The organism is Enterobacter sp. SCRI0065, assembly GCF_059766475.1.
The window spans coordinates 537,358-557,778 of record NZ_JCBAJB010000001.1; the positions used below are offsets into that span (position 1 = coordinate 537,358).

The 20,421-nt window shown below is 55.9% G+C and carries 20 protein-coding genes and 1 riboswitch; of the genes, 14 read left to right on the plus strand and 6 right to left on the minus strand.

Features of this window, described 5'->3' with window-relative positions; all coding sequences use genetic code 11:
* Nucleotides 1–3 precede the first annotated feature (3 nt).
* The 3 genes from AC6EMZ_RS02635 (at nt 4) to hutH (ending at nt 4,071) form a co-directional block, all read left to right on the plus strand.
* On the plus strand, nt 4–738 hold the full coding sequence (locus tag AC6EMZ_RS02635; RefSeq protein WP_498400818.1) for a histidine utilization repressor: 735 nt from the start codon (nt 4–6) through the stop codon (nt 736–738).
* A gap of 127 nt (nt 739–865) precedes the next feature.
* Nucleotides 866–2,551, plus strand: a complete 1,686-nt coding sequence (hutU, locus tag AC6EMZ_RS02640) for a urocanate hydratase (protein WP_498400819.1) — start codon at nt 866–868, stop codon at nt 2,549–2,551.
* Nucleotides 2,551–4,071, plus strand: coding sequence for a histidine ammonia-lyase (hutH, locus tag AC6EMZ_RS02645; RefSeq protein WP_498400820.1), 1,521 nt, complete (start codon nt 2,551–2,553; stop codon nt 4,069–4,071). Before hutU ends, hutH begins: the two co-directional genes overlap by 1 nt.
* Before the next feature lie 46 nt (nt 4,072–4,117).
* Here the strand turns inward: hutH and bioA are convergent, their stop codons facing one another.
* Nucleotides 4,118–5,407, minus strand: a complete 1,290-nt coding sequence (gene bioA / locus AC6EMZ_RS02650; protein WP_498401462.1) for an adenosylmethionine--8-amino-7-oxononanoate transaminase — start codon at nt 5,405–5,407, stop codon at nt 4,118–4,120.
* Nucleotides 5,408–5,493: 86 nt separating this feature from the next.
* Between bioA and bioB the strand changes: the two genes are divergently transcribed.
* The 4 genes from bioB to bioD are packed head-to-tail and all read left to right on the plus strand — an operon-like array spanning nt 5,494 to nt 9,121.
* Nucleotides 5,494–6,534 carry a biotin synthase BioB gene (bioB, locus tag AC6EMZ_RS02655; RefSeq protein WP_498400821.1) on the plus strand — a complete coding sequence of 347 codons (1,041 nt, stop codon included), beginning with the start codon at nt 5,494–5,496 and terminating at the stop codon, nt 6,532–6,534.
* Nucleotides 6,531–7,688, plus strand: coding sequence for an 8-amino-7-oxononanoate synthase (gene bioF / locus AC6EMZ_RS02660; protein ID WP_498400822.1), 1,158 nt, complete (start codon nt 6,531–6,533; stop codon nt 7,686–7,688). Before bioB ends, bioF begins: the two co-directional genes overlap by 4 nt.
* A complete protein-coding gene (gene bioC / locus AC6EMZ_RS02665) occupies nt 7,672–8,427 on the plus strand; it encodes a malonyl-ACP O-methyltransferase BioC (protein ID WP_498400823.1) in 756 nt (251 codons plus the stop codon). Before bioF ends, bioC begins: the two co-directional genes overlap by 17 nt.
* Complete coding sequence (gene bioD, locus AC6EMZ_RS02670; protein WP_498400824.1) at nt 8,420–9,121, plus strand: dethiobiotin synthase; 702 nt, start codon at nt 8,420–8,422, stop codon at nt 9,119–9,121. Before bioC ends, bioD begins: the two co-directional genes overlap by 8 nt.
* On the opposite strand, the gene AC6EMZ_RS02675 is transcribed toward bioD, so the two are convergent.
* Nucleotides 9,084–9,806: an ABC transporter ATP-binding protein gene (locus tag AC6EMZ_RS02675; RefSeq protein WP_498400825.1), complete on the minus strand. Its 723-nt coding sequence runs from the start codon at nt 9,804–9,806 to the stop codon at nt 9,084–9,086. The genes bioD and AC6EMZ_RS02675 overlap by 38 nt on opposite strands.
* 686 nt (nt 9,807–10,492) lie before the next feature.
* Between AC6EMZ_RS02675 and uvrB the strand changes: the two genes are divergently transcribed.
* A complete protein-coding gene (uvrB, locus tag AC6EMZ_RS02680) occupies nt 10,493–12,514 on the plus strand; it encodes an excinuclease ABC subunit UvrB (RefSeq protein ID WP_498400826.1) in 2,022 nt (673 codons plus the stop codon).
* 42 nt (nt 12,515–12,556) lie between these two features.
* Here uvrB and yvcK read toward each other — a convergent pair whose 3' ends face one another.
* Nucleotides 12,557–13,465, minus strand: a complete 909-nt coding sequence (gene yvcK / locus AC6EMZ_RS02685) for a uridine diphosphate-N-acetylglucosamine-binding protein YvcK (protein ID WP_498400827.1) — start codon at nt 13,463–13,465, stop codon at nt 12,557–12,559.
* Nucleotides 13,466–13,690: 225 nt separating this feature from the next.
* Nucleotides 13,691–13,825, plus strand: a riboswitch (molybdenum cofactor riboswitch).
* On the opposite strand from yvcK, the gene moaA reads away from it, so the two are divergent.
* From moaA to AC6EMZ_RS02715, 6 genes are all read left to right on the plus strand, one after another.
* A complete protein-coding gene (moaA, locus tag AC6EMZ_RS02690) occupies nt 13,813–14,802 on the plus strand; it encodes a GTP 3',8-cyclase MoaA (RefSeq protein WP_498400828.1) in 990 nt (329 codons plus the stop codon). It overlaps the preceding riboswitch by 13 nt.
* A 22-nt stretch (nt 14,803–14,824) precedes the next feature.
* Nucleotides 14,825–15,337 carry a molybdenum cofactor biosynthesis protein B gene (gene moaB / locus AC6EMZ_RS02695; protein ID WP_498400829.1) on the plus strand — a complete coding sequence of 171 codons (513 nt, stop codon included), beginning with the start codon at nt 14,825–14,827 and terminating at the stop codon, nt 15,335–15,337.
* A gap of 2 nt (nt 15,338–15,339) precedes the next feature.
* A complete protein-coding gene (gene moaC / locus AC6EMZ_RS02700; RefSeq protein WP_498400830.1) occupies nt 15,340–15,825 on the plus strand; it encodes a cyclic pyranopterin monophosphate synthase MoaC in 486 nt (161 codons plus the stop codon).
* The gene (gene moaD, locus AC6EMZ_RS02705) at nt 15,818–16,063 is read left to right on the plus strand and encodes a molybdopterin synthase sulfur carrier subunit (RefSeq protein ID WP_498400831.1); all 246 of its coding nucleotides are present in this window, start codon (nt 15,818–15,820) and stop codon (nt 16,061–16,063) included. Before moaC ends, moaD begins: the two co-directional genes overlap by 8 nt.
* A gap of 2 nt (nt 16,064–16,065) precedes the next feature.
* Entirely contained in the window at nt 16,066–16,518 is a 453-nt protein-coding gene (moaE, locus tag AC6EMZ_RS02710) for a molybdopterin synthase catalytic subunit MoaE (RefSeq protein WP_498400833.1), read from the plus strand.
* Between the two features lie 59 nt (nt 16,519–16,577).
* The gene (locus AC6EMZ_RS02715; RefSeq protein WP_498400834.1) at nt 16,578–17,285 is read left to right on the plus strand and encodes a Bax inhibitor-1/YccA family protein; all 708 of its coding nucleotides are present in this window, start codon (nt 16,578–16,580) and stop codon (nt 17,283–17,285) included.
* A gap of 86 nt (nt 17,286–17,371) precedes the next feature.
* Here the strand turns inward: AC6EMZ_RS02715 and AC6EMZ_RS02720 are convergent, their stop codons facing one another.
* The 3 genes from AC6EMZ_RS02720 to AC6EMZ_RS02730 are packed head-to-tail and all read right to left on the minus strand — an operon-like array spanning nt 17,372 to nt 20,333.
* Nucleotides 17,372–18,334: a lysylphosphatidylglycerol synthase domain-containing protein gene (locus AC6EMZ_RS02720; RefSeq protein WP_498400835.1), complete on the minus strand. Its 963-nt coding sequence runs from the start codon at nt 18,332–18,334 to the stop codon at nt 17,372–17,374.
* Nucleotides 18,334–19,575 (minus strand): cardiolipin synthase ClsB, encoded by a 1,242-nt coding sequence (gene clsB / locus AC6EMZ_RS02725; protein WP_498400836.1) that lies wholly within the window; start codon nt 19,573–19,575, stop codon nt 18,334–18,336. The genes AC6EMZ_RS02720 and clsB overlap by 1 nt, the downstream gene beginning before the upstream one ends.
* Nucleotides 19,572–20,333, minus strand: coding sequence for an endonuclease/exonuclease/phosphatase family protein (locus AC6EMZ_RS02730; RefSeq protein WP_498400837.1), 762 nt, complete (start codon nt 20,331–20,333; stop codon nt 19,572–19,574). Before AC6EMZ_RS02730 ends, clsB begins: the two co-directional genes overlap by 4 nt.
* Nucleotides 20,334–20,421: the final 88 nt, after the last annotated feature.

The following is a 20,421-nucleotide window of genomic DNA, read 5'->3' on the forward strand; positions in this document are numbered from 1 at the left end:
ACGATGTTTTCACGCTCCCCGAACCCGCCACCCAGCGCACCTGCGCCTTTCTATGAAAAGGTGAAGCAGGCGATCAGCGAAAAAATTGCCGCTGGCGTCTGGCGCGCGCACGATCGCATCCCCTCTGAGGCCGAGCTGGTGGCACAGTTTGGCTTTAGCCGCATGACCATTAACCGCGCGCTGCGCGAGCTGACCGATGAAGGGTTACTGGTTCGCCTGCAGGGCGTCGGCACCTTTGTGGCGGAGCCGAAAGGGCAGTCTGCGCTCTTTGAAATCCGCAGCATCGCCGATGAGATAGCCTCGCGTAAGCATCAGCATCGCTGCGAGGTGCTGGTGCTCGAAGAGACACAGGCCAGCGCAGAGCAGGCCGTCGAGCTTAACGTCGAGGAAGGCGCGCGGATTTTTCATTCCGTGATGGTGCATTATGAAAACGATATCCCGGTGCAAATTGAAGACCGCTGTGTAAACGCCGATCGGGTTCCCGATTACCTGGATCAAGACTACACGCAGACCACACCGCATGCGTGGCTCTCTGAGGTTGCACCGCTGACCGAGGGTGAACATATTGTCGAGGCGGTTCGTGCGAGCGCGCAAGAGTGCGACTGGCTGCGTATTAAAGAGCACGACCCCTGCCTGCTGATCCGCCGCCGCACCTGGTCTGCATCAAAGATTGTCTCCCACGCACGGCTGCTTTTTCCGGGGGCAAGATACCGGCTACAGGGCCACTTTATGTCATAAGTTTTAAAAGCGTGATAGGTAACGCAATATAATAAAATTGTATCTTTTTTGTTAAATTCCGCCTTGTGCGTGGTTGTCTATACAAGTATATCTATTTGTATCTTTCATCCCGTATGAGGACCACACAATGTCGTCAGGTAAATACCGCCAGCAGGACATTCGCGCTCCGCGTGGCAACACGCTGACCGCCAAAAGCTGGCTCACCGAAGCGCCGCTGCGCATGTTGATGAACAACCTCGATCCCGACGTCGCCGAAAATCCGCACGAGCTGGTGGTGTATGGCGGGATCGGTCGTGCAGCCCGCAACTGGGAATGCTACGACGCCATTGTGGAATCGCTTACCCAACTCGAAAACGACGAAACCCTGCTGGTGCAGTCCGGCAAACCGGTCGGCGTGTTCAAAACGCACAAAAATGCACCGCGGGTGCTCATTGCCAACTCCAACCTGGTGCCGCATTGGGCAACGTGGGAGCACTTCAACGAGCTGGATGCGAAAGGGCTGGCGATGTACGGCCAGATGACCGCAGGCAGTTGGATCTATATCGGCAGTCAGGGAATCATCCAGGGCACCTATGAAACCTTCGTCGAGGCGGGTCGTCAGCACTATAACGGCTCGCTGAAGGGGCGCTGGGTATTAACCGCCGGGCTGGGTGGCATGGGTGGCGCGCAGCCGCTGGCCGCCACGCTTGCAGGCGCTTGTTCGCTGAACATCGAATGCCAGCAAAGCCGTATCGATTTCCGCCTGCGTACCCGCTACGTTGATGAGCAAGCCGATAATCTGGATGACGCGCTGGCCCGCATCAAAAAATACACGGCAGAAGGCAAAGCGGTGTCGATTGCGCTGTGTGCTAACGCAGCGGATCTTCTGCCGGAAATGGTGACACGCGGCGTGCGCCCTGATTTAGTCACCGACCAGACCAGCGCTCACGATCCGCTGCACGGCTATCTGCCAAAAGGCTGGACCTGGGAAGCGTATCAGCAAAAAGCGCAAAGCCATCCTGAAGAGACAGTCCTTGCCGCCAAACGCTCGATGGCCGAGCACGTGCGCGCGATGCTGGCGTTTAGCGAGATGGGCGTCCCGACATTCGACTACGGCAACAATATTCGCCAGATGGCAAAAGAGATGGGCGTCGATAATGCGTTCGACTTCCCCGGCTTTGTTCCGGCCTATATTCGCCCACTGTTCTGTCGCGGTGTGGGTCCGTTCCGCTGGGTCGCTTTGTCTGGCGAGGCGGAAGATATTTATAAAACCGATGCGAAAGTAAAAGAGATCGTCGCTGACGATGAGCATCTGCACCGCTGGCTGGATATGGCGCGTGAACGTATTAATTTCCAGGGTTTGCCGGCGCGTATCTGCTGGGTCGGGCTGGAGTGGCGTCAAAAACTCGGTCTGGCGTTTAATGAAATGGTGCGCAGTGGTGAAGTCTCCGCTCCGATCGTGATTGGCCGCGACCATCTGGACTCGGGTTCCGTTGCCAGCCCTAACCGCGAAACGGAATCTATGCGCGACGGCTCCGATGCCGTGTCCGACTGGCCACTGCTCAATGCGTTACTCAACACCGCCAGCGGTGCAACCTGGGTCTCTTTGCACCACGGTGGTGGCGTGGGAATGGGCTTCTCCCAGCACTCGGGAATGGTGATCGTCTGCGATGGTACTGATGAAGCCGCCGCGCGGATTGCCCGGGTCCTGCATAACGATCCGGCGACGGGCGTGATGCGTCATGCCGATGCGGGTTATGAGATAGCGATTGATTGCGCCAAAGAGCAGGGGCTTAACCTGCCAATGGTCGCTGCCACACAAGGAAAGCACTGATGAACGCATTAACACTCACTCCCGGTACGCTCACGCTTAAACAGCTGCGCCACGTTTGGCGTCAGCCTTGTACCCTTTCGCTTGATGAAAAAGCGCACGATGGCATCAACGCCAGCGTAGCGTGCGTCAACGCAATCGTTGCAGAAGACCGCACCGCCTACGGTATCAACACCGGTTTTGGCCTGCTGGCACAAACGCGCATTGCTACGCACGACCTGGAAAATTTACAGCGTTCCCTGGTGCTTTCCCACGCGGCGGGCGTCGGTGAACCGCTGGATGAGGCGATGGTTCGCCTGATGATGGTGCTCAAAATTAACAGCCTGGCGCGTGGCTTTTCCGGCATTCGCCTGAGCGTGATTCAGGCGTTAATGGCGCTGGTCAACGCACAGGTCACGCCGTGGGTCCCGACCAAAGGCTCCGTGGGTGCATCGGGCGACTTGGCTCCGCTGGCGCACATGTCGCTGCTGCTGCTTGGCGAAGGTAAAGCGCGCTGGCAGGGCGAATGGCTGCCGGCAACCGAGGCGCTGAAAAAAGCCGGGCTGGAGCCGATAACCCTTGCGGCGAAAGAGGGGCTGGCGCTATTGAACGGCACGCAGGCCTCGACCGCTTTCGCGCTGCGTGGGCTGTTTGAAGCAGAAGACCTGTTTGCCTCCGCCGTGGTGTGCGGTGCGTTAACCACCGAAGCGGTGCTCGGTTCCCGTCGTCCGTTTGATGCCCGTATTCATAACGTTCGCGGCCAGCGCGGACAAATTGATGCAGCGGCCTTGTACCGGCATGTATTAACCGAAAACAGTGAAATTGCCGACTCGCATCATAACTGCGACAAGGTCCAGGATCCGTACTCGTTGCGCTGCCAGCCGCAGGTGATGGGCGCGTGCCTGACGCAATTACGTCATGCGGCTGAGGTGCTGTTAGTCGAAGCTAACGCGGTATCGGATAACCCGCTGGTCTTTGCTGAAGAAAATGAAGTCATCTCCGGCGGGAATTTCCACGCTGAGCCGGTGGCGATGGCGGCGGATAATCTGGCGCTGGCGATTGCCGAAATCGGCGCATTATCCGAGCGGCGTATCGCATTGATGATGGATAAACATATGTCGCAGCTGCCGCCATTCCTGGTGCGTAACGGTGGCGTGAACTCGGGCTTTATGATTGCGCAGGTGACCGCAGCGGCGCTCGCCAGCGAAAACAAAGCGCTATCCCATCCGCACAGTGTAGACAGCCTGCCGACGTCGGCGAATCAGGAAGATCACGTGTCGATGGCACCTGCGGCAGGGCGACGACTGTGGGAAATGGCATCAAATACGCGCGGTGTGGTCGCGGTTGAATGGCTGGCGGCGAGCCAGGGAATTGATCTGCGTGAAGGGCTTAAATCCAGCCCGCTGCTGGAGCAGGCGCGCCATATTCTGCGCGAGAAGGTGTCGCATTACGATGACGATCGCTTCTTTGCGCCGGACATTGAAAACGCGATGCAGCTTTTGGAAGAAGGCCGACTCACTGACCTGATGCCGTCGATATTGTAAAAGCCAGCCCGGCACCTTCGCCGGGCAATTTCCCAACGCTAAATCGCTAAATCGCAAAATGTGCAGGAATGTTAACAGCATCAACCACCGCAGAGGTCAGCTTGCTGAGCAGGTCAGGAGTGATGATGTACGGCGGCATCAGATAAATCAGCTTGCCGAACGGGCGCACCCACACGCCACGCTCAACAAAGAATTTTTGCAGTGCGGCCATGTTCACCGGATGTTTCGTTTCCACCACGCCAATGGCACCGAGCACGCGCACGTCAGCGACAAATTCTGACGCCGCTGCGCTCGCCAGCTCCTGTTTCAACTGGGCTTCGATCCCGGAGACCTGAGTCTGCCATTCGCCGCTCTCCAGAATGGCCAGACTCTCGCTCGCGACGGCGCAGGCCAGCGGATTGCCCATAAACGTTGGACCATGCATAAAGCAGCCCGCTTCGCCGTCGCTGATGGTTTCGGCGACATGACGGGTGGTGAGGGTGGCAGATAGGGTCATGGTGCCGCCGGTCAGCGCTTTGCCCAGGCACAAAATATCGGGCGCAATATCGGCATGTTCGCAGGCGAAAAGCTTGCCGGTGCGGCCAAAGCCGGTAGCAATCTCATCGGCAATCAGCAGGATACCTTCGCGATCGCACATCTTACGGATCCGCTTCAGCCATTCAGGATGATACATGCGCATCCCCCCCGCACCCTGCACGACAGGCTCCAGGATCACTGCGGCAATGTCATGGCGATGGGCGGCCATCAGGCGAGCAAAACCGACCATGTCCGCTTCGTCCCATTCGCCGTCGAAACGACTTTGTGGCGCAGGGGCAAACAGGTTTTCCGGCAGATAGCCCTTCCACAGGCTGTGCATCGAATTATCCGGATCGCAGACCGACATCGCGCCGAAGGTGTCGCCGTGATACCCGTTGCGGAAGGTCAGAAAACGCTGACGCGGCTCGCCCTTCGCGTGCCAGTACTGCAACGCCATCTTCATGGCCACTTCCACTGCAACGGAACCGGTATCGGCGAGGAAAACGCACTCCAGCGGCTCTGGGGTGATGGCGACCAGCCTGCGGCACACATCCACCGCAGGCTGATGGGTGATTCCGCCAAACATCACGTGTGACATGTCGTCAATTTGCGTTTTCATCGCCGCGTTCAGTCGCGGATGGTTATAGCCGTGAATCGTTGCCCACCAGGACGACATACCGTCCACCAGCGTTTCGCCACCGGAGAGCTGTAATTCACACCCGCGCGCTGAGGCCACCGAATAGACGGGTAACGGCTGAGTCATCGAAGTGTAAGGGTGCCAGATGTGGCGTTGATCGAAGGCGAGATCGTCCTGGGTCATAATCGACTTGTAAACCATTTTGAATTATTTTAGGTTTACAAGTATAAACCGAACCGACACTTAACAAAACCCTTTGGAGAAGCCCGATGGCTCACCACGCACGCTGGACGATGTCGCAAGTCACCGAATTATTTAATAAGCCGTTCCTGGAACTGATGTTTGAAGCGCAGCAGATCCACCGTCAGCATTTTGACCCGCGCCACGTTCAGGTCAGTACGCTGCTGTCGATCAAAACGGGCGCTTGTCCGGAAGATTGCAAATATTGCCCGCAAAGCGCGCGCTACAAAACGGGGCTTGAAACCGAGCGCCTGATGGAAGTTGAGCAAGTGCTCGACTCGGCGCGTAAAGCCAAAAATGCCGGTTCGACCCGTTTTTGCATGGGCGCGGCGTGGAAAAATCCGCACGATCGCGACATGCCGTATTTGGAGCAAATGGTCCAGGGCGTGAAAGAGATGGGGCTTGAGGCGTGTATGACGCTCGGCACGCTCAATGAAAGCCAGGCGCAGCGCCTGTCGGCGGCAGGGCTGGACTATTACAACCACAACCTTGATACCTCGCCGGAATTCTACGGCAATATTATTACTACCCGCACCTATCAGGAGCGTCTGGACACGCTGGATAAAGTGCGCGACGCGGGTATCAAAGTCTGCTCCGGCGGAATTGTGGGCCTGGGCGAAACGGTTAAAGACCGTGCCGGTTTGCTGTTGCAACTGGCGAACCTACCGACTCCACCGGAAAGCGTGCCAATCAATATGCTGGTTAAAGTCAAAGGCACGCCAATGGCGGATAACGACGATGTCGATGCATTCGATTTTATCCGCACTATCGCCGTGGCGCGCATCATGATGCCAACCTCGTTTGTGCGCCTCTCCGCAGGACGTGAGCAGATGAGCGAGCAGACCCAGGCGATGTGCTTTATGGCCGGTGCGAACTCCATCTTCTACGGCTGCAAGCTGCTGACCACGCCAAACCCGGAAGAGGACAAAGACGTACAGCTGTTCCGCAAGCTGGGCCTGAATCCGCATCAAACGGAGGTGCTGACCGGCGATAACGAGCAGCAGCAACGCCTGGAGCAGCAGCTGTTTAACGCCGATACCGAACAGTATTACAACGCGGCCACGGTATGACCTGGCAGCAGCGAATCGATACTGCCCTGAACGCGCGTCGGACAGCGGAGGCTTTTCGCGTGCGAACGGTGGTGGAGGGTGGCGCGGGCCGCTTTCTCACCCGCGACGGGCGTCAGTTTTGTCACTTTTCCAGCAATGATTATCTGGGGCTGAGCCAGCACCCGGCGATTATTCGCGCCTGGCAGCAGGGGGCAGACCAGTACGGCGTAGGCAGCGGCGGATCGGGGCACGTGAGCGGGTACACGACGGCACACTTCGCCCTCGAAGAGGCGCTGGCCGACTGGCTCGGCTACCCACGGGCTCTGTTATTTATTTCAGGTTTTGCCGCTAATCAGGCGCTCATCGCCGCGCTGATGGGGAAGGAAGACGGAATCCTGGCCGATCGGTTAAGCCACGCCTCGTTGCTGGAAGCGGCGAATCTCAGCCCGGCACGGCTACGTCGCTTTGCGCACAACGAGGTTTCACAGCTTGACGCTCTGCTGGATAAATCCTGCGCCGGGCAGCAGCTGGTGGTCACGGAAGGGATATTTAGCATGGACGGCGACAGCGCGCCGTTGCGAGATATTCAGGCTGTCGCGCAGCGGCATAGCGCCTGGACGCTGGTGGACGATGCCCACGGTATTGGCGTGCTCGGTGAAGAAGGGCGCGGCAGTACGGCGGTGCAAAATGTGAAGCCCGATCTGCTGGTGGTGACCTTTGGTAAAGGTTTTGGCGTGAGCGGCGCGGCAGTGTTATGCAGCGAATCGGTTGCCGATTACCTGCTGCAATTTGCCCGTCATCTCATCTATAGCACCAGTATGCCGCCGGCACAGGCCGTGGCGTTGCTGGCCGCGCTGAATGTTATCCGCAGCGAGGATGGCGCGCAGCGTCGACACAGCCTGAATCAACACATTCAGCGCTTCCGGGCGGGTGTTGAGGATTTGCCATTCAAAACCACCGACTCCCACAGTGCGATTCAGCCGCTTATCGTCGGGGATAACGGTCGCGCTTTGCATCTGGCGCAGCAGCTTCGCGATAGCGGAAAATGGGTCACCGCGATTCGCCCGCCGACCGTGCCCGTGGGAACCGCGCGTCTGCGTCTGACGCTGACGGCGGCGCATCAGTCGCAGGATATTGATAGTTTACTGGAGGTGCTTTATGCAGCCGGTCAATAAACAGGCCATTGCCTGCGCCTTTGGTCGCGCGGCACAACGTTATTCCCAGCACGATGAATTGCAGCGTCAGAGCGCACAGGCGCTACGCCTGTTTCTGGGGGATGCAAAATATAACGCTGTGTTGGACGCAGGATGCGGTCCGGGTGCTAATAGCCTCCTCTGGCGCGAAGCGGGAAGTCACGTTACCGCGCTGGATCTCTCTCCACAGATGATTGAACAGGCGCGTTATCAGCAGGCCGCCGATGATTATTTGGTCGCTGACATTGAAGCCCTTTCTCTGCCCGACGCGCAGTTTGATCTGGTCTGGAGCCATCTGGCGGTGCAATGGTGCGCCAGCCTGCCGCAGGCGCTGCGTGAGCTGTATCGGGTCACGCGTCCGGGCGGAACCGTGGCGTTTAGTACGCTGCTGGCAAACTCGCTGCCGGAACTGAATCAGGCGTGGCAGGCGGTGGACGATAGGCCACACGCTAACCGTTTTTTATCGCAGGACACCGTTCTCGCCGGGATGAATGGCTGGCGTTACCGCTTCACCACGCAGACCATCACGCTGGCCTTCCCGGATGCGCTTAGCGCGATGCGCTCCCTGAAGGGCATTGGGGCAACGCATCTCCACACCGGTCGTGCTCGCAAGCCGTTGACGCGCGGTGAGCTTCAGCGCCTCGAACTGGCATGGCCGCAGCAGCGAGGCGAGTTCCCGCTCTCTTATCAACTCTTCCATGGGATTATTGAACGTGACTGAACGTTATTTTGTGACCGGAACTGACACCGAGGTGGGTAAAACCGTCGCCAGTTCAGCGCTGTTGCAGGCGGCGCGATTGCAGGGGTTTATCACCGCCGGGTACAAACCGGTGGCCTCCGGCAGCGAGATGATGCCTGAGGGCTTGCGTAATTCCGACGCACTGGCATTGCAGCGTTATAGCAGCCTACCGCTGGCTTACCAGGCCGTGAATCCGTACACCTTCGCCGAAGCCACCTCGCCGCACATTGTCAGCGCTGATGAGAAGCGACCGATCGATTTTGCGGTGCTTTCCGCCGGATTACGCCTGCTGGAAGAGGAAGCCGACTGGGTACTGGTCGAGGGCGCGGGTGGCTGGTTCACGCCGCTTTCGGATGAACACACGTTTGCCGACTGGGTGACCAAAGAACAACTGCCGGTTATCCTGGTTGTTGGCGTCAAACTTGGCTGTATTAACCACGCGATGCTCACCGCGCAGGCGGTTAAACAGGCCGGATTACGGCTGGCGGGCTGGATAGCCAACGACGTTGTTGCGCCAGGGAAGCGTCATCAGGAGTATCTTGCCACGCTGAAAAACGTCCTCCCTGCGCCATTTTTGGGCGAGATCCCCTGGCTTGCTGAAGGTGCCGAAAATGCAGAGACCGGGCGATATCTGGATCTCAGCGTCTTGCATCCAGCGACATCCAGTGGGCAATAAGCTCATCATCCAGCTCGTTAACGTGGCCCTGCGCCACGTTACGCCCGCGATAAAGCATACAGAATCGGTCGGCTACCCGGCGGATAAAGGACAACTGCTGCTCTGCCAGTAGCACCGTCATCCCAAGCTCCCGACTGAGTCGCGCCAATAGCTGGCTCAGTTTGTGGGCAAAAGTGTGTCCCGCGCCGTGCATCGGCTCATCAATAATCAGCAGGCGAGGGTGGGTAATAAGCGCGTTCGCCAACGCCAGCTGGTATTGCTCATCTGCTGACATTCCCGTTGCGCGCGTCTGGCGCAGCGGCCAGAGCTGGGGAAAGAGATCGTAGATTTCGCTGCTGGCTGCGGCGTCCGGTTTTCCTTTCGCCCTCATCGCGACATGCAGATTTTCTTCTACCGTCAGCTGGGAGAAAATCCGCCGATCCTGCGAGACGTAACCAATCCCTGGCATACTCTGCTGTTCTGCGCCCGCGCCGAGCAGGTTGCAAGGAGGGCCACCTTTTTCATGCCAGATGATTGTGCCACTCTCAACGGGAAGATTGCCGGTGATGCAGTTAATCAGGGTCGTTTTACCCATGCCAGGCAGCCCCACCACACCTGTGCAGATGCCCGGAGGCAAATCCAAATCAACATTCCATAATGTATGTTGGCTCCCGTAGAACTGATTGACCGCGCGTAGACTCAACATATTTTCTCCTGAAAAGGCGTTGTGGGTGAAGCTTCACTCTCCATGCTGCAAAACTCCTGCCATCTCATGAAAGTTGTTTAAAAAAGACGCTTTTTTCAGATTTGAACCTCCCTTTTCAGACGGAATAACGCCGTATTGCACACCCTCAGTGCTCAGCGTGACGGGTCATGGTGCAGGCAAGGATCGTAAAAACGTGAGCAAGATCTCGTCTGTTGCTTATGCGGGGCAGGACTGATTATCATCAAAATAAAGCGATAAATATTTTTTGTTGGGACGACTTTGGGAAAAACCGGGAATTTGCCGAGTGGCTAACCATACGGGCTGGAGGCAGTTATCCACTATTCCTGTGGATAACCTTGTGCATTAGAGTTAGAAAACCCAAGGTAAGCGAGAGAAGACGCGGCCTGCGCATGAATTGGCGCGAAACGCGGCTTTAAGAAATATCTTCTATTAATTAACTAGTTAGACAAAAGCAATTAGCGTAATGAAAGTGTCATCCGTTGCCATAAAACTATCATTACGTGGCTTGACAAATGTTAAAACCGAAAAAGTTTTGGGGATAACACCCGGCGCGTGATTTTTTTATTATGACACTGGTTTTACATCCAGTGTTTTTTACTGGCAAATTTATCAGTCCCGAGTAAAATTACTCTCCTGCCGCTTATTCCGTCATCAGGTTGTTGCTCATGAGTAAACCGTTCAAATTGAATTCTGCCTTCCGTCCTTCTGGCGATCAGCCAGAGGCGATCCGTCGTCTCAAAGTGGGCCTTGAAGATGGCCTCGCGCACCAGACGCTGTTGGGCGTAACAGGTTCAGGCAAAACGTTTACCGTTGCCAACGTGATTGCAGATTTACAGCGCCCCACGATGGTGCTGGCACCCAACAAAACCCTGGCGGCGCAGCTCTATGGCGAGATGAAAGAGTTCTTCCCGGATAACGCTGTGGAGTATTTCGTCTCCTACTACGATTACTATCAGCCAGAGGCCTATGTGCCGAGCTCAGACACGTTTATCGAGAAAGATGCCTCGGTCAACGAACACATCGAGCAAATGCGTCTGTCGGCAACCAAGGCGCTTCTGGAGCGTAGGGATGTCATTGTGGTGGCGTCGGTTTCTGCGATCTATGGTCTGGGCGATCCCGATCTTTATCTCAAGATGATGCTGCACCTGACGAACGGGATGATTATCGATCAGCGCGCCATATTGCGTCGCCTGACCGAACTGCAATACACCCGTAACGATCAGGCGTTTCAGCGTGGTACGTTCCGCGTGCGCGGTGAGGTGATTGATATCTTCCCTGCGGAATCCGACGATCTCGCGCTGCGCGTAGAGCTTTTTGACGAGGAGGTTGAGCGGCTCTCGCTTTTTGATCCCCTCACCGGACAGGTTGATTCGGCGATTCAACGTTTTACCGTCTATCCCAAAACGCACTACGTGACCCCGCGAGAGCGCATTGTGCAGGCGATGGAAGATATAAAAATTGAGCTTGCCGACAGGCGCAAGGTGCTGTTGGCGAACAATAAACTGCTCGAAGAGCAGCGCATCAGCCAGCGTACCCAGTTCGATTTAGAGATGATGAACGAGCTGGGCTACTGCTCGGGTATCGAAAACTACTCACGTTATCTTTCCGGGCGCGGGCCGGGCGAAGCACCGCCAACGCTGTTTGACTATCTGCCAGCCGATGGGCTGCTGGTGGTCGATGAATCACACGTCACTATTCCGCAAATCGGCGGCATGTATCGCGGCGACCGCGCGCGAAAAGAAACGCTGGTGGAGTACGGGTTCCGCCTGCCATCGGCGCTTGATAACCGTCCGATGAAGTTCGAAGAATTTGAGGCGCTGGCTCCGCAAACGATCTACGTCTCGGCAACGCCGGGTAATTACGAGCTTGAAAAATGCGGCGATGATGTGGTGGATCAGGTCGTGCGTCCCACCGGGCTGCTTGACCCGATTATCGAAGTACGTCCTGTGGGAACCCAGGTCGACGACCTGCTCTCAGAAATTCGTATTCGAGCCTCCATCAACGAACGCGTACTGGTAACAACGCTCACCAAACGTATGGCAGAAGATCTGACCGAATATCTGGAAGAGCATGGCGAGCGCGTTCGCTATCTGCACTCGGATATTGATACTGTGGAACGAATGGAAATTATCCGCGATTTACGTCTCGGCAAGTTCGACGTGCTGGTGGGGATTAACCTTCTGCGAGAAGGTCTGGATATGCCGGAAGTGTCGCTGGTGGCCATTCTGGATGCCGATAAAGAGGGCTTCCTGCGTTCTGAACGTTCACTGATTCAGACCATTGGCCGCGCCGCGCGTAACATCAACGGTAAAGCGATTCTTTACGGCGATAAAATTACGGCGTCGATGGCGAAAGCCATTAGCGAAACCGAACGTCGTCGTGAGAAACAGCATCAGTACAACATTGAAAATGGCATTATCCCGCAGGGTTTGAACAAGAAGGTAGTGGATATTCTGGCGTTGGGTCAGGGGCTTGCCAAAACCAAGGGCAAAGGTCGCGGGAAATCGCGCTCGCCGGTTGAGGCCGATCCGATTGAACTGGTGCTGACGCCGAAAGCGTTGCAGCAGAAGATCCACGAGCTTGAAGGGCAGATGATGCAGCATGCGCAAAACCTGGAGTTTGAAGAGGCTGCGCAAATTCGTGACCAGCTCCATCAGCTGCGCGAACTGTTTATTGCGGCGTCGTAAATAATATCGCCCCTTATTGGAAACAATGAAGGGGCGCTATGTTTAACCTAATTCCTGAATTGCCTTTTCCAGCGCTTCGCGCAGCAGGTGTCGGTCGTGACGATACTTAATGTCACTCGCTTCGAGCGGTTCCTGCACGACGACGCGGCCTTCCAGATTCGACACATCCACCTTTGGCCCCACCACTACGCCATCGATAATCTTCTTACCGACGTACTGTTCCATGATGTGTAGTTTGTCAGCCAGCGACAAACTGGCTGCCGCCGGGCTGAGTTCACGGCCCAGGTTACCGATGTAAACCATCGGCGCGGGCGTCCTGCGTAGCGCCTGCGCCAGCTCTTTGACCAGCAGAATCGGCATCAGGCTGGTGTAAAAACTGCCGGGACCAATCAGGATTAGGTCAGCATCAGCGATAGCGTCGACGGCTTCACGCGTGGCGGGTACGCTCGGATAGGTCATCAGCTCTTTAGGCGGGTGGATGAGCTGATCGATATTGACCTCGCCGTAAACTTCATGGTCTTCCACGTCGATGGCCATCAAATCGACCGGTTGTTCAGACATTGGGATCAGGAACGCATCTACTTTTAGCAGGTTTCGTATTAAATTGATGGCTTCTAAAGGCCTGACGCTCAGGTGATCAAGCGCCTTTAACATCAAATTTCCAAGGTTATGGCCTGAAAGCTCACCATTGCCCCCAAAACGATACTCAAACATGGCCGAAGCAACGCTCTGTTCGGTAATTAACTGGTTCAGGCAATTACGCATATCGCCCCAGGCGATGCCGCCTTCTGAGCGTCGAATACGCCCGGTGGATCCACCGTTGTCGGTGGTGGTTACAATCCCTGTTAGTCTGGAACCGAGTGATGACAACGATGACATCACGCGGCCCAGACCATGCCCTCCGCCGAGAGCGACCACACGGTCAAGATCCGCAAAAGTGCGATTGCGCATACACATTCCTTATCACGTTTGAACCGCGTAACAGTAACCTAACTACCCCTAAAAGACGATGTCCCACCCCTCGCAAAATGACGTATATCAATGCGAAACTGTGATTTTTGCGTATCCTGTAGTGAAAATGCACGATTAAGTCGCTATGTATAAAAGTATATAGCGAAACCGGAAATGGCGAAACCGTGATTTCCGCGCTACTATCGGCATAACCACGTTTTCTATTATGAAAACATACACTCTAGCCTTTGCGCCTGTGTCGAAAGATATGGTGCTCTGGCCGTGGCGGTATCGCCACCAGGGTACAGAAAGAAATGACTGTGCCTCCCGTATCTGGAAAGGTGTACATGGCTTCACAACTCACTGATGCTTTCGCGCGTAAGTTTTTCTATTTACGTCTGTCGATTACCGATGTGTGCAACTTCCGTTGCACCTATTGCCTGCCAAACGGCTACAAGCCCGGCAGCGTCACCAATAACGGCTTTCTTTCCGTCGATGAGGTGCGCCGCGTCACGCGTGCATTCTCTGAACTGGGGACGGAAAAAGTACGTCTCACCGGCGGGGAGCCTTCCCTGCGCCGTGATTTCCCTGACATCATTGCCGCAATCCGCGAAAACGAAAATATTCGTCAAATTGCCGTAACCACCAATGGCTACCGCATGGCGCGCGACGTGGCGAGCTGGCGCGAGGCGGGCCTCACGGCGATTAACGTCAGCGTCGATAGCCTCGACGCGCGGCAATTCCACGCCATCACTGGGCAGGATAAATTCCAGCAGGTGATGGACGGTATCGACGCCGCCTTTACTGCGGGTTTTGAGAAGGTCAAAGTCAATACGGTGCTGATGCGCGATGTAAACCATCATCAGCTGGACGCCTTTCTCGCGTGGATCAAACCGCGCCGCATTCAACTGCGTTTTATTGAGCTGATGGAAACAGGCGAGGGCAGCGACCTGTTCCGCCGTCATCACATCTCCGGCATGGTGCTGCGCGATGAGCTGCTTAAACGCGGCTGGATCCATCAGATTCGCCAGCGCAGTGATGGTCCGGCTCAGGTCTTCTGTCACCCGGATTATGAAGGCGAAATCGGCCTTATCATGCCGTATGAGAAAGACTTCTGCGCCAGCTGTAACCGTCTGCGCGTTTCGTCGATCGGTAAGCTGCATTTGTGCCTGTTTGGCGACGGTGGCGTCGATCTCCGGGATTTGCTGGAAGATGACGCCCAACAGGATGCCCTTGAAGCACGTATCTCAGCTGCTCTGGCGCAGAAAAAGCAGACTCATTTCCTGCATCAGGGCGACACCGGTATTACTCAGAACCTGTCCTACATCGGCGGGTAATCGGCTTAAAAGGAACATGACGATGAGTCAGGTAAGTGCAGAATTTATCCCGACACGTATCGCTATACTAACTATTTCAGAACGCCGGGGCGAAGAGGATGATACCTCAGGGCACTGGCTGCGCGACGCGGCGCATGAAGTGGGTCATCACATTGTCGATAAAGCAATTGTGAAAGAAAACCGCTACGCGATTCGCGCTCAGGTCTCGCAGTGGATCGCCAGCGAAGAGGTGCAGGTGGTGTTGATCACTGGCGGCACCGGTTTTACCGCAGGCGATCAGGCTCCAGAGGCGTTGCTGCCTCTGTTTGATCGCGAAGTGGAAGGCTTTGGTGAAGTGTTCCGCATGCTCTCTTTTGAAGAGATTGGTACGTCCACGCTGCAATCTCGCGCGGTTGCCGGGATCGCAAATCAGACGCTAATTTTTGCCATGCCTGGCTCCACCAAAGCCTGTCGTACCGCGTGGGAAAATATCATTGCGCCGCAGTTGGATGCCCGTACCCGTCCGTGTAACTTTCACCCTCATTTAAAGAAATAACTATGTCGCAATTGACCCACATTAACGCCGCTGGCGAAGCACATATGGTGGACGTTTCCGCCAAGGCAGAAACGGTGCGCGAAGCGCGCGCGGAAGCGTTTGTTACCATGCTGCCAGAAACGCTGGCGATGATTATCGACGGCAGCCATCACAAGGGTGATGTTTTTGCGACTGCGCGTATCGCGGGCATTCAGGCTGCGAAACGAACCTGGGATCTTATCCCGCTTTGCCATCCGCTGATGTTAAGTAAAGTTGAAGTGAATCTGCAGGCGCAGCCCGAACACAGCCGCGTGCGTATTGAATCACTGTGCCGCCTGACGGGGAAAACCGGTGTTGAAATGGAAGCGCTCACGGCGGCTTCCGTCGCAGCGTTAACCATTTACGATATGTGCAAAGCGGTGCAAAAAGATATGGTGATTGGCCCGGTTCGCCTGCTGGCGAAAAGCGGTGGGAAATCAGGCGATTTTAAGGCAGGTAGCCATGATTAAGGTGCTGTTTTTTGCGCAGGTTCGCGAGCTGGTCGGCACCGATAGCCTGACGCTGGAACCCGCGTTCGATAACGTCGAAACGCTACGTGCGCACCTCGCCGCCCAGAGCGACCGATGGGCGCTGGCGCTGGAACAGGGCAAGCTGCTAGCCGCCGTCAACCAGACGTTGGTGGAGTTCAGCCATCCTATTGCACCGGGCGATGAGGTGGCGTTTTTCCCGCCGGTAACAGGAGGTTGATCGTGTCTGAAACGCGTATTGTCGTTGGACCTGAACGCTTTAGCGTCGGAACAGAATATACCTGGCTTGCAGAGCGCGATGAAGACGGTGCGGTCGTGACTTTTACCGGCAAAGTCCGTAATCACAATCTGGGCGAGAGCGTAAAGGCGCTGACCCTTGAACACTATCCTGGCATGACTGAGCGCTCGCTGGCGGAGATTGTGGATGAATCACGAAGCCGCTGGCCGCTGGGGCGCGTGACCGTCATTCACCGCATCGGTGAAATGTGGACGGGTGAAGAAATTGTCTTTGTCGGCGTGACCAGTGCGCATCGCAGTAGTGCATTTGCGGCGGGTGAGTTCATTATGGATTATCTTAAAACCAAAGCGCCGTTCTGGAAGCGTGAAGCCACGCCGGAAGGCGAGCGCTGGGTTGAGTCGCGCGACAGCGATAAAGAAGCGGCCAGCCGCTGGTAATCGTTATGGCGCGTATGTGTTAGTCTTATAGAGAATTTCCACTTAATCAGGAGTGAATCATGGACCGATTTCCGCGTTCCGATTCGATAGTGCAGCAGACCCGTACGGGATTGCAGACGTATATGGCGCAGGTTTACGGCTGGATGACGGTCGGGTTGTTGCTAACCGCGTTTATCGCGTGGTACGCAGCGAACACCCCTTCGCTGATGATGTTTATCTTTTCCAGTAAGATCACCTTCTTTGGGCTGATCATTGCTCAGCTGGCGCTGGTGTTTGTGCTGTCTGGCCTGGTGCAAAAGCTCAGTGCGGGCATGGCGACCACGCTATTTATGCTCTATTCAGCGCTCACCGGGCTAACGCTTTCCAGCATATTTATCGTTTATACCTACTCATCTATCGCCAGTACTTTTGTGGTTGCAGGCGGGATGTTTGGTGCAATGAGCCTCTATGGCTACACCACCAAACGCGATCTTAGCGGATTCGGTAACATGCTGTTTATGGCGCTGATTGGTATCGTTCTGGCGTCGTTGGTGAACTTCTGGCTGAAAAGCGAAGCGCTGATGTGGGCAGTGACCTATATCGGGGTGATCGTCTTCGTCGGCTTAACCGCCTACGACACGCAGAAGCTGAAAAACATCGGTGAGCAAATTGACGTTCGTGACACATCAAACCTGCGCAAATACGCCATCCTTGGCGCGCTGACGCTGTATCTGGACTTCATTAACCTGTTCCTGATGCTGCTGCGGATATTTGGTAATCGTCGTTAATCTTTTTGCCCTCACCCTCACCCTAACCCTCTCCCTGTGGGGGAGGGCCGAGGTGAGGGCATCAGATCGCACCCCACCCGACACCATCACTTCGCCATCGCCTTCTCGTTTTTGGCCCGCAGTTTTTTCGCGCGGCTTTCCAGTAGCAGATAACAGACTGTCGCCAGCGCCAGCGGCAAGAAGTAATACAGCATACGATAGGCCAGCAGTGCCGCAATGATGGTGCCGTGCGAAACATGTTCGCCTGCCAGCAGGGCGATGAATACCGCTTCCAGTACCCCAATTCCCGCCGGAATATGGACAATCACCCCCGCGATACTGCTCACCAGTAGCACGCCCAGCACGAAGAAATAGTTAATATCCTCGCCAATCAATAGCCAAATAATCGCGCCCATGGCCATCCAGTTGGCGCTGGAAATCACCATTTGCAGCAGGGCGAATTTCCAAGTCGGCAGGACCAGTTTTTGCCCTTTGAAGGTCATATGGCGTCGCCTGGCGAAAGCGCAGGCCCACAGATAGGCGGCGATCATCACCAGCAATACGATGCCCATAATCTGAAGCGTTGATTCGTCGATATACCAGTGCGCAGGCAACTGGACCACGCCGAAAGTAAAGATAACCCCCCCGAGCAAGATATAGCCCAGCCAGTTAGTGGTAATGCTCAGCGAGAAGATTCGGGTGATCGTGCTGCTCGGCAGCCCGAGCCGCGAATAAAGCCGGTAGCGCATCCCAATGCCGCCGACCCAGGTACTTAGCGTCAGGTTGAACGCGTAGCAGATAAACGACACCAGCATCACCTGGCGTTTCGCGAGCTTGTGTCCACAGTACGCGCGCCCCAGCAGGTCATAACAGCCATAGAGCAGATAGCTCAGGATAACCAGGCCGACCGCGCTCAGCAGCGCGACGCGGTCATAATTGCGAATGACCTTCCAGACCTCTTCCCAGTCTACTTTTTGCGCGTATACCACCAGCAGGACCGCAACGGCGATGAAAAACAGCCAGGTCAGAATTTTTTTAGCCAGACGCCAGCGAGGATGCGATTTGCTCATTATGGCTTCACTCCCGTGTTTTCGGCTTCAACGCGATCCTGGGTTTCCATTTCGGGCTGCACCGGAGCTGGCACCAGCGCAAGCTTCGGCGTATGGGCAGGAAGCCAGCCCACGAGTGCCGGGAAATGGCGCAGGAAGTGGAACACCACCACGCTTTTGGTGAGGTTCCACCAGGTGCGTTTCGGCACCATCGAATCATCCACCCGCACACAGTCGCGGGCGATAATCCCGTTGAGATTATCCCGCAGCGTTTGATTGAACTCCCGATCGTGGACGATAAGATTTGCTTCCAGATTCAAAGACAGGCTGAGGGGATCGAGATTGCTGGAGCCGACGGTAGCCCAGTGATCGTCCATTATCGCCACCTTGCCGTGCAGGGGGCGGCGACGATATTCGTAAATCTGTACGCCGCCTTTCACCAGATAATCGTACAGCAGCCGCGCGCCAACGGTGACAATCGGCATGTCCGGCTCGCCCTGAACGATCAGTTTGACCCGCACGCCGCGTCGTGCTGCATTGCGCATCGCATGCAGGAGACGATAGCCCGGGAAGAAATAGGCATTAGCAATAATCACCTCGCGTTTGGCGTTCGCCAGCATCTTCAGATAGTGGCGCTCAATGGCATCGCGATGGTCTGCGTTATCGCGCCAGATAAACAGCGCCTGTGCCTCGCCGGGTTTGTGGTTCTCCTCCGGGCGGTGACGACGTTTCCACCAGCGACGTGCAGCAGACTGGCCTGGTAGATTTTCCAGCTCGAAGAGTAAAATATCCTGGACCACTGGGCCTTCCACGCGTACCGCGTAATCCTGCTTCGCTTCCGGGCCGTAATCGGACATATGTTCATCGGAATAGTTAATGCCGCCGACAAAGGCGACGCTATCATCAATGACCACTATCTTACGGTGCATGCGGCGAAAGACGTTGGTGCGCATCCCCAGCAGAGGAGGGCGCGGATCGTAATAGCGGAAAACCACGCCTGCCGAGGTTAATTCATTGACGAATTCATCGCTCAAGTCGGGTGAACCGTAGCCGTCGAGCAACACTTCGACGGTGACGCCGCGCTGGGCGGCGCGCAATATCGCCTCGTGGAGCTGACGACCCACGCCGTCCTCGAACCAGATAAAGGTTTCCAGGATCACTCTGTGTTGCGCTTTGCCGATGGCGGCGAAGACTGCGGGATAATATTCATCGCCGTTTTCCAGGAGCGTAATCCGATTTCCTTCTTGCCATGAACATTTCATAAGTGGATCTCCGCACTTAAAGGGGCATGGTCGGACAGATGACGCCACGTGCGCAGTACCAGCGCGCTCGGGCTGCTGGCATGGGCATTTTTGACGTAAATCCGGTCAAGGCGCAGCACCGGAAAGTTCACCGGAAAGGTTCGCGCCGGACGGCCGTGGGCGCGGGTAAAGATTTCATCCAGCCCTGCTTTTGCCTTCAACAGGTGATTAGCACGTTGACGCCAGTCGTTAAAATCGCCTGCCACCACCACGGGTTCACCTTCCGGCAGCGCATTGACCCAATTTGCCATCATTTGCAGCTGTGCCTGTCGGTGCGCTTCGCGTAAGCCCAGATGCACGCAGCCGACGTGAACAGGGAAGGCAAGCTCAGGTGGGGTGATTCGACAGTAAAGCAGCCCGCGTTTTTCGCTTTCGCCCACTGACACGTCATGATTTTCATAATGTTCGATAGGGAAGCGAGACAGCACGGCATTGCCGTGATGTCCTTCGGGATAGACCGCGTTGCGCCCGTAGGCATAGTCACTCCACATGGTATCGGCCAGAAACTCGTAGTGCGTCGTGTCCGGCCAGTTCTCCACATGCATGGGGTGGATTTCATGCGCACCCATCACTTCCTGCAGGCAGACAATATCCGCGCCGACGGTGCGTACCGCATCGCGCAGCTCGGGTAAAATGAAGCGGCGGTTAAATGCCGTGAAGCCTTTGTGTGTGTTGATCGTCAATATTTTTAATGAAAAATGCCGGGTTTGTTGGGTCATATGCTCCTGCCAGCGTCACTATCCTGATGAAAATAAAGTGTAGTCGGCGTCACAAAAAGATGCGGTGTTACGGAATTTTCCGTAAAGT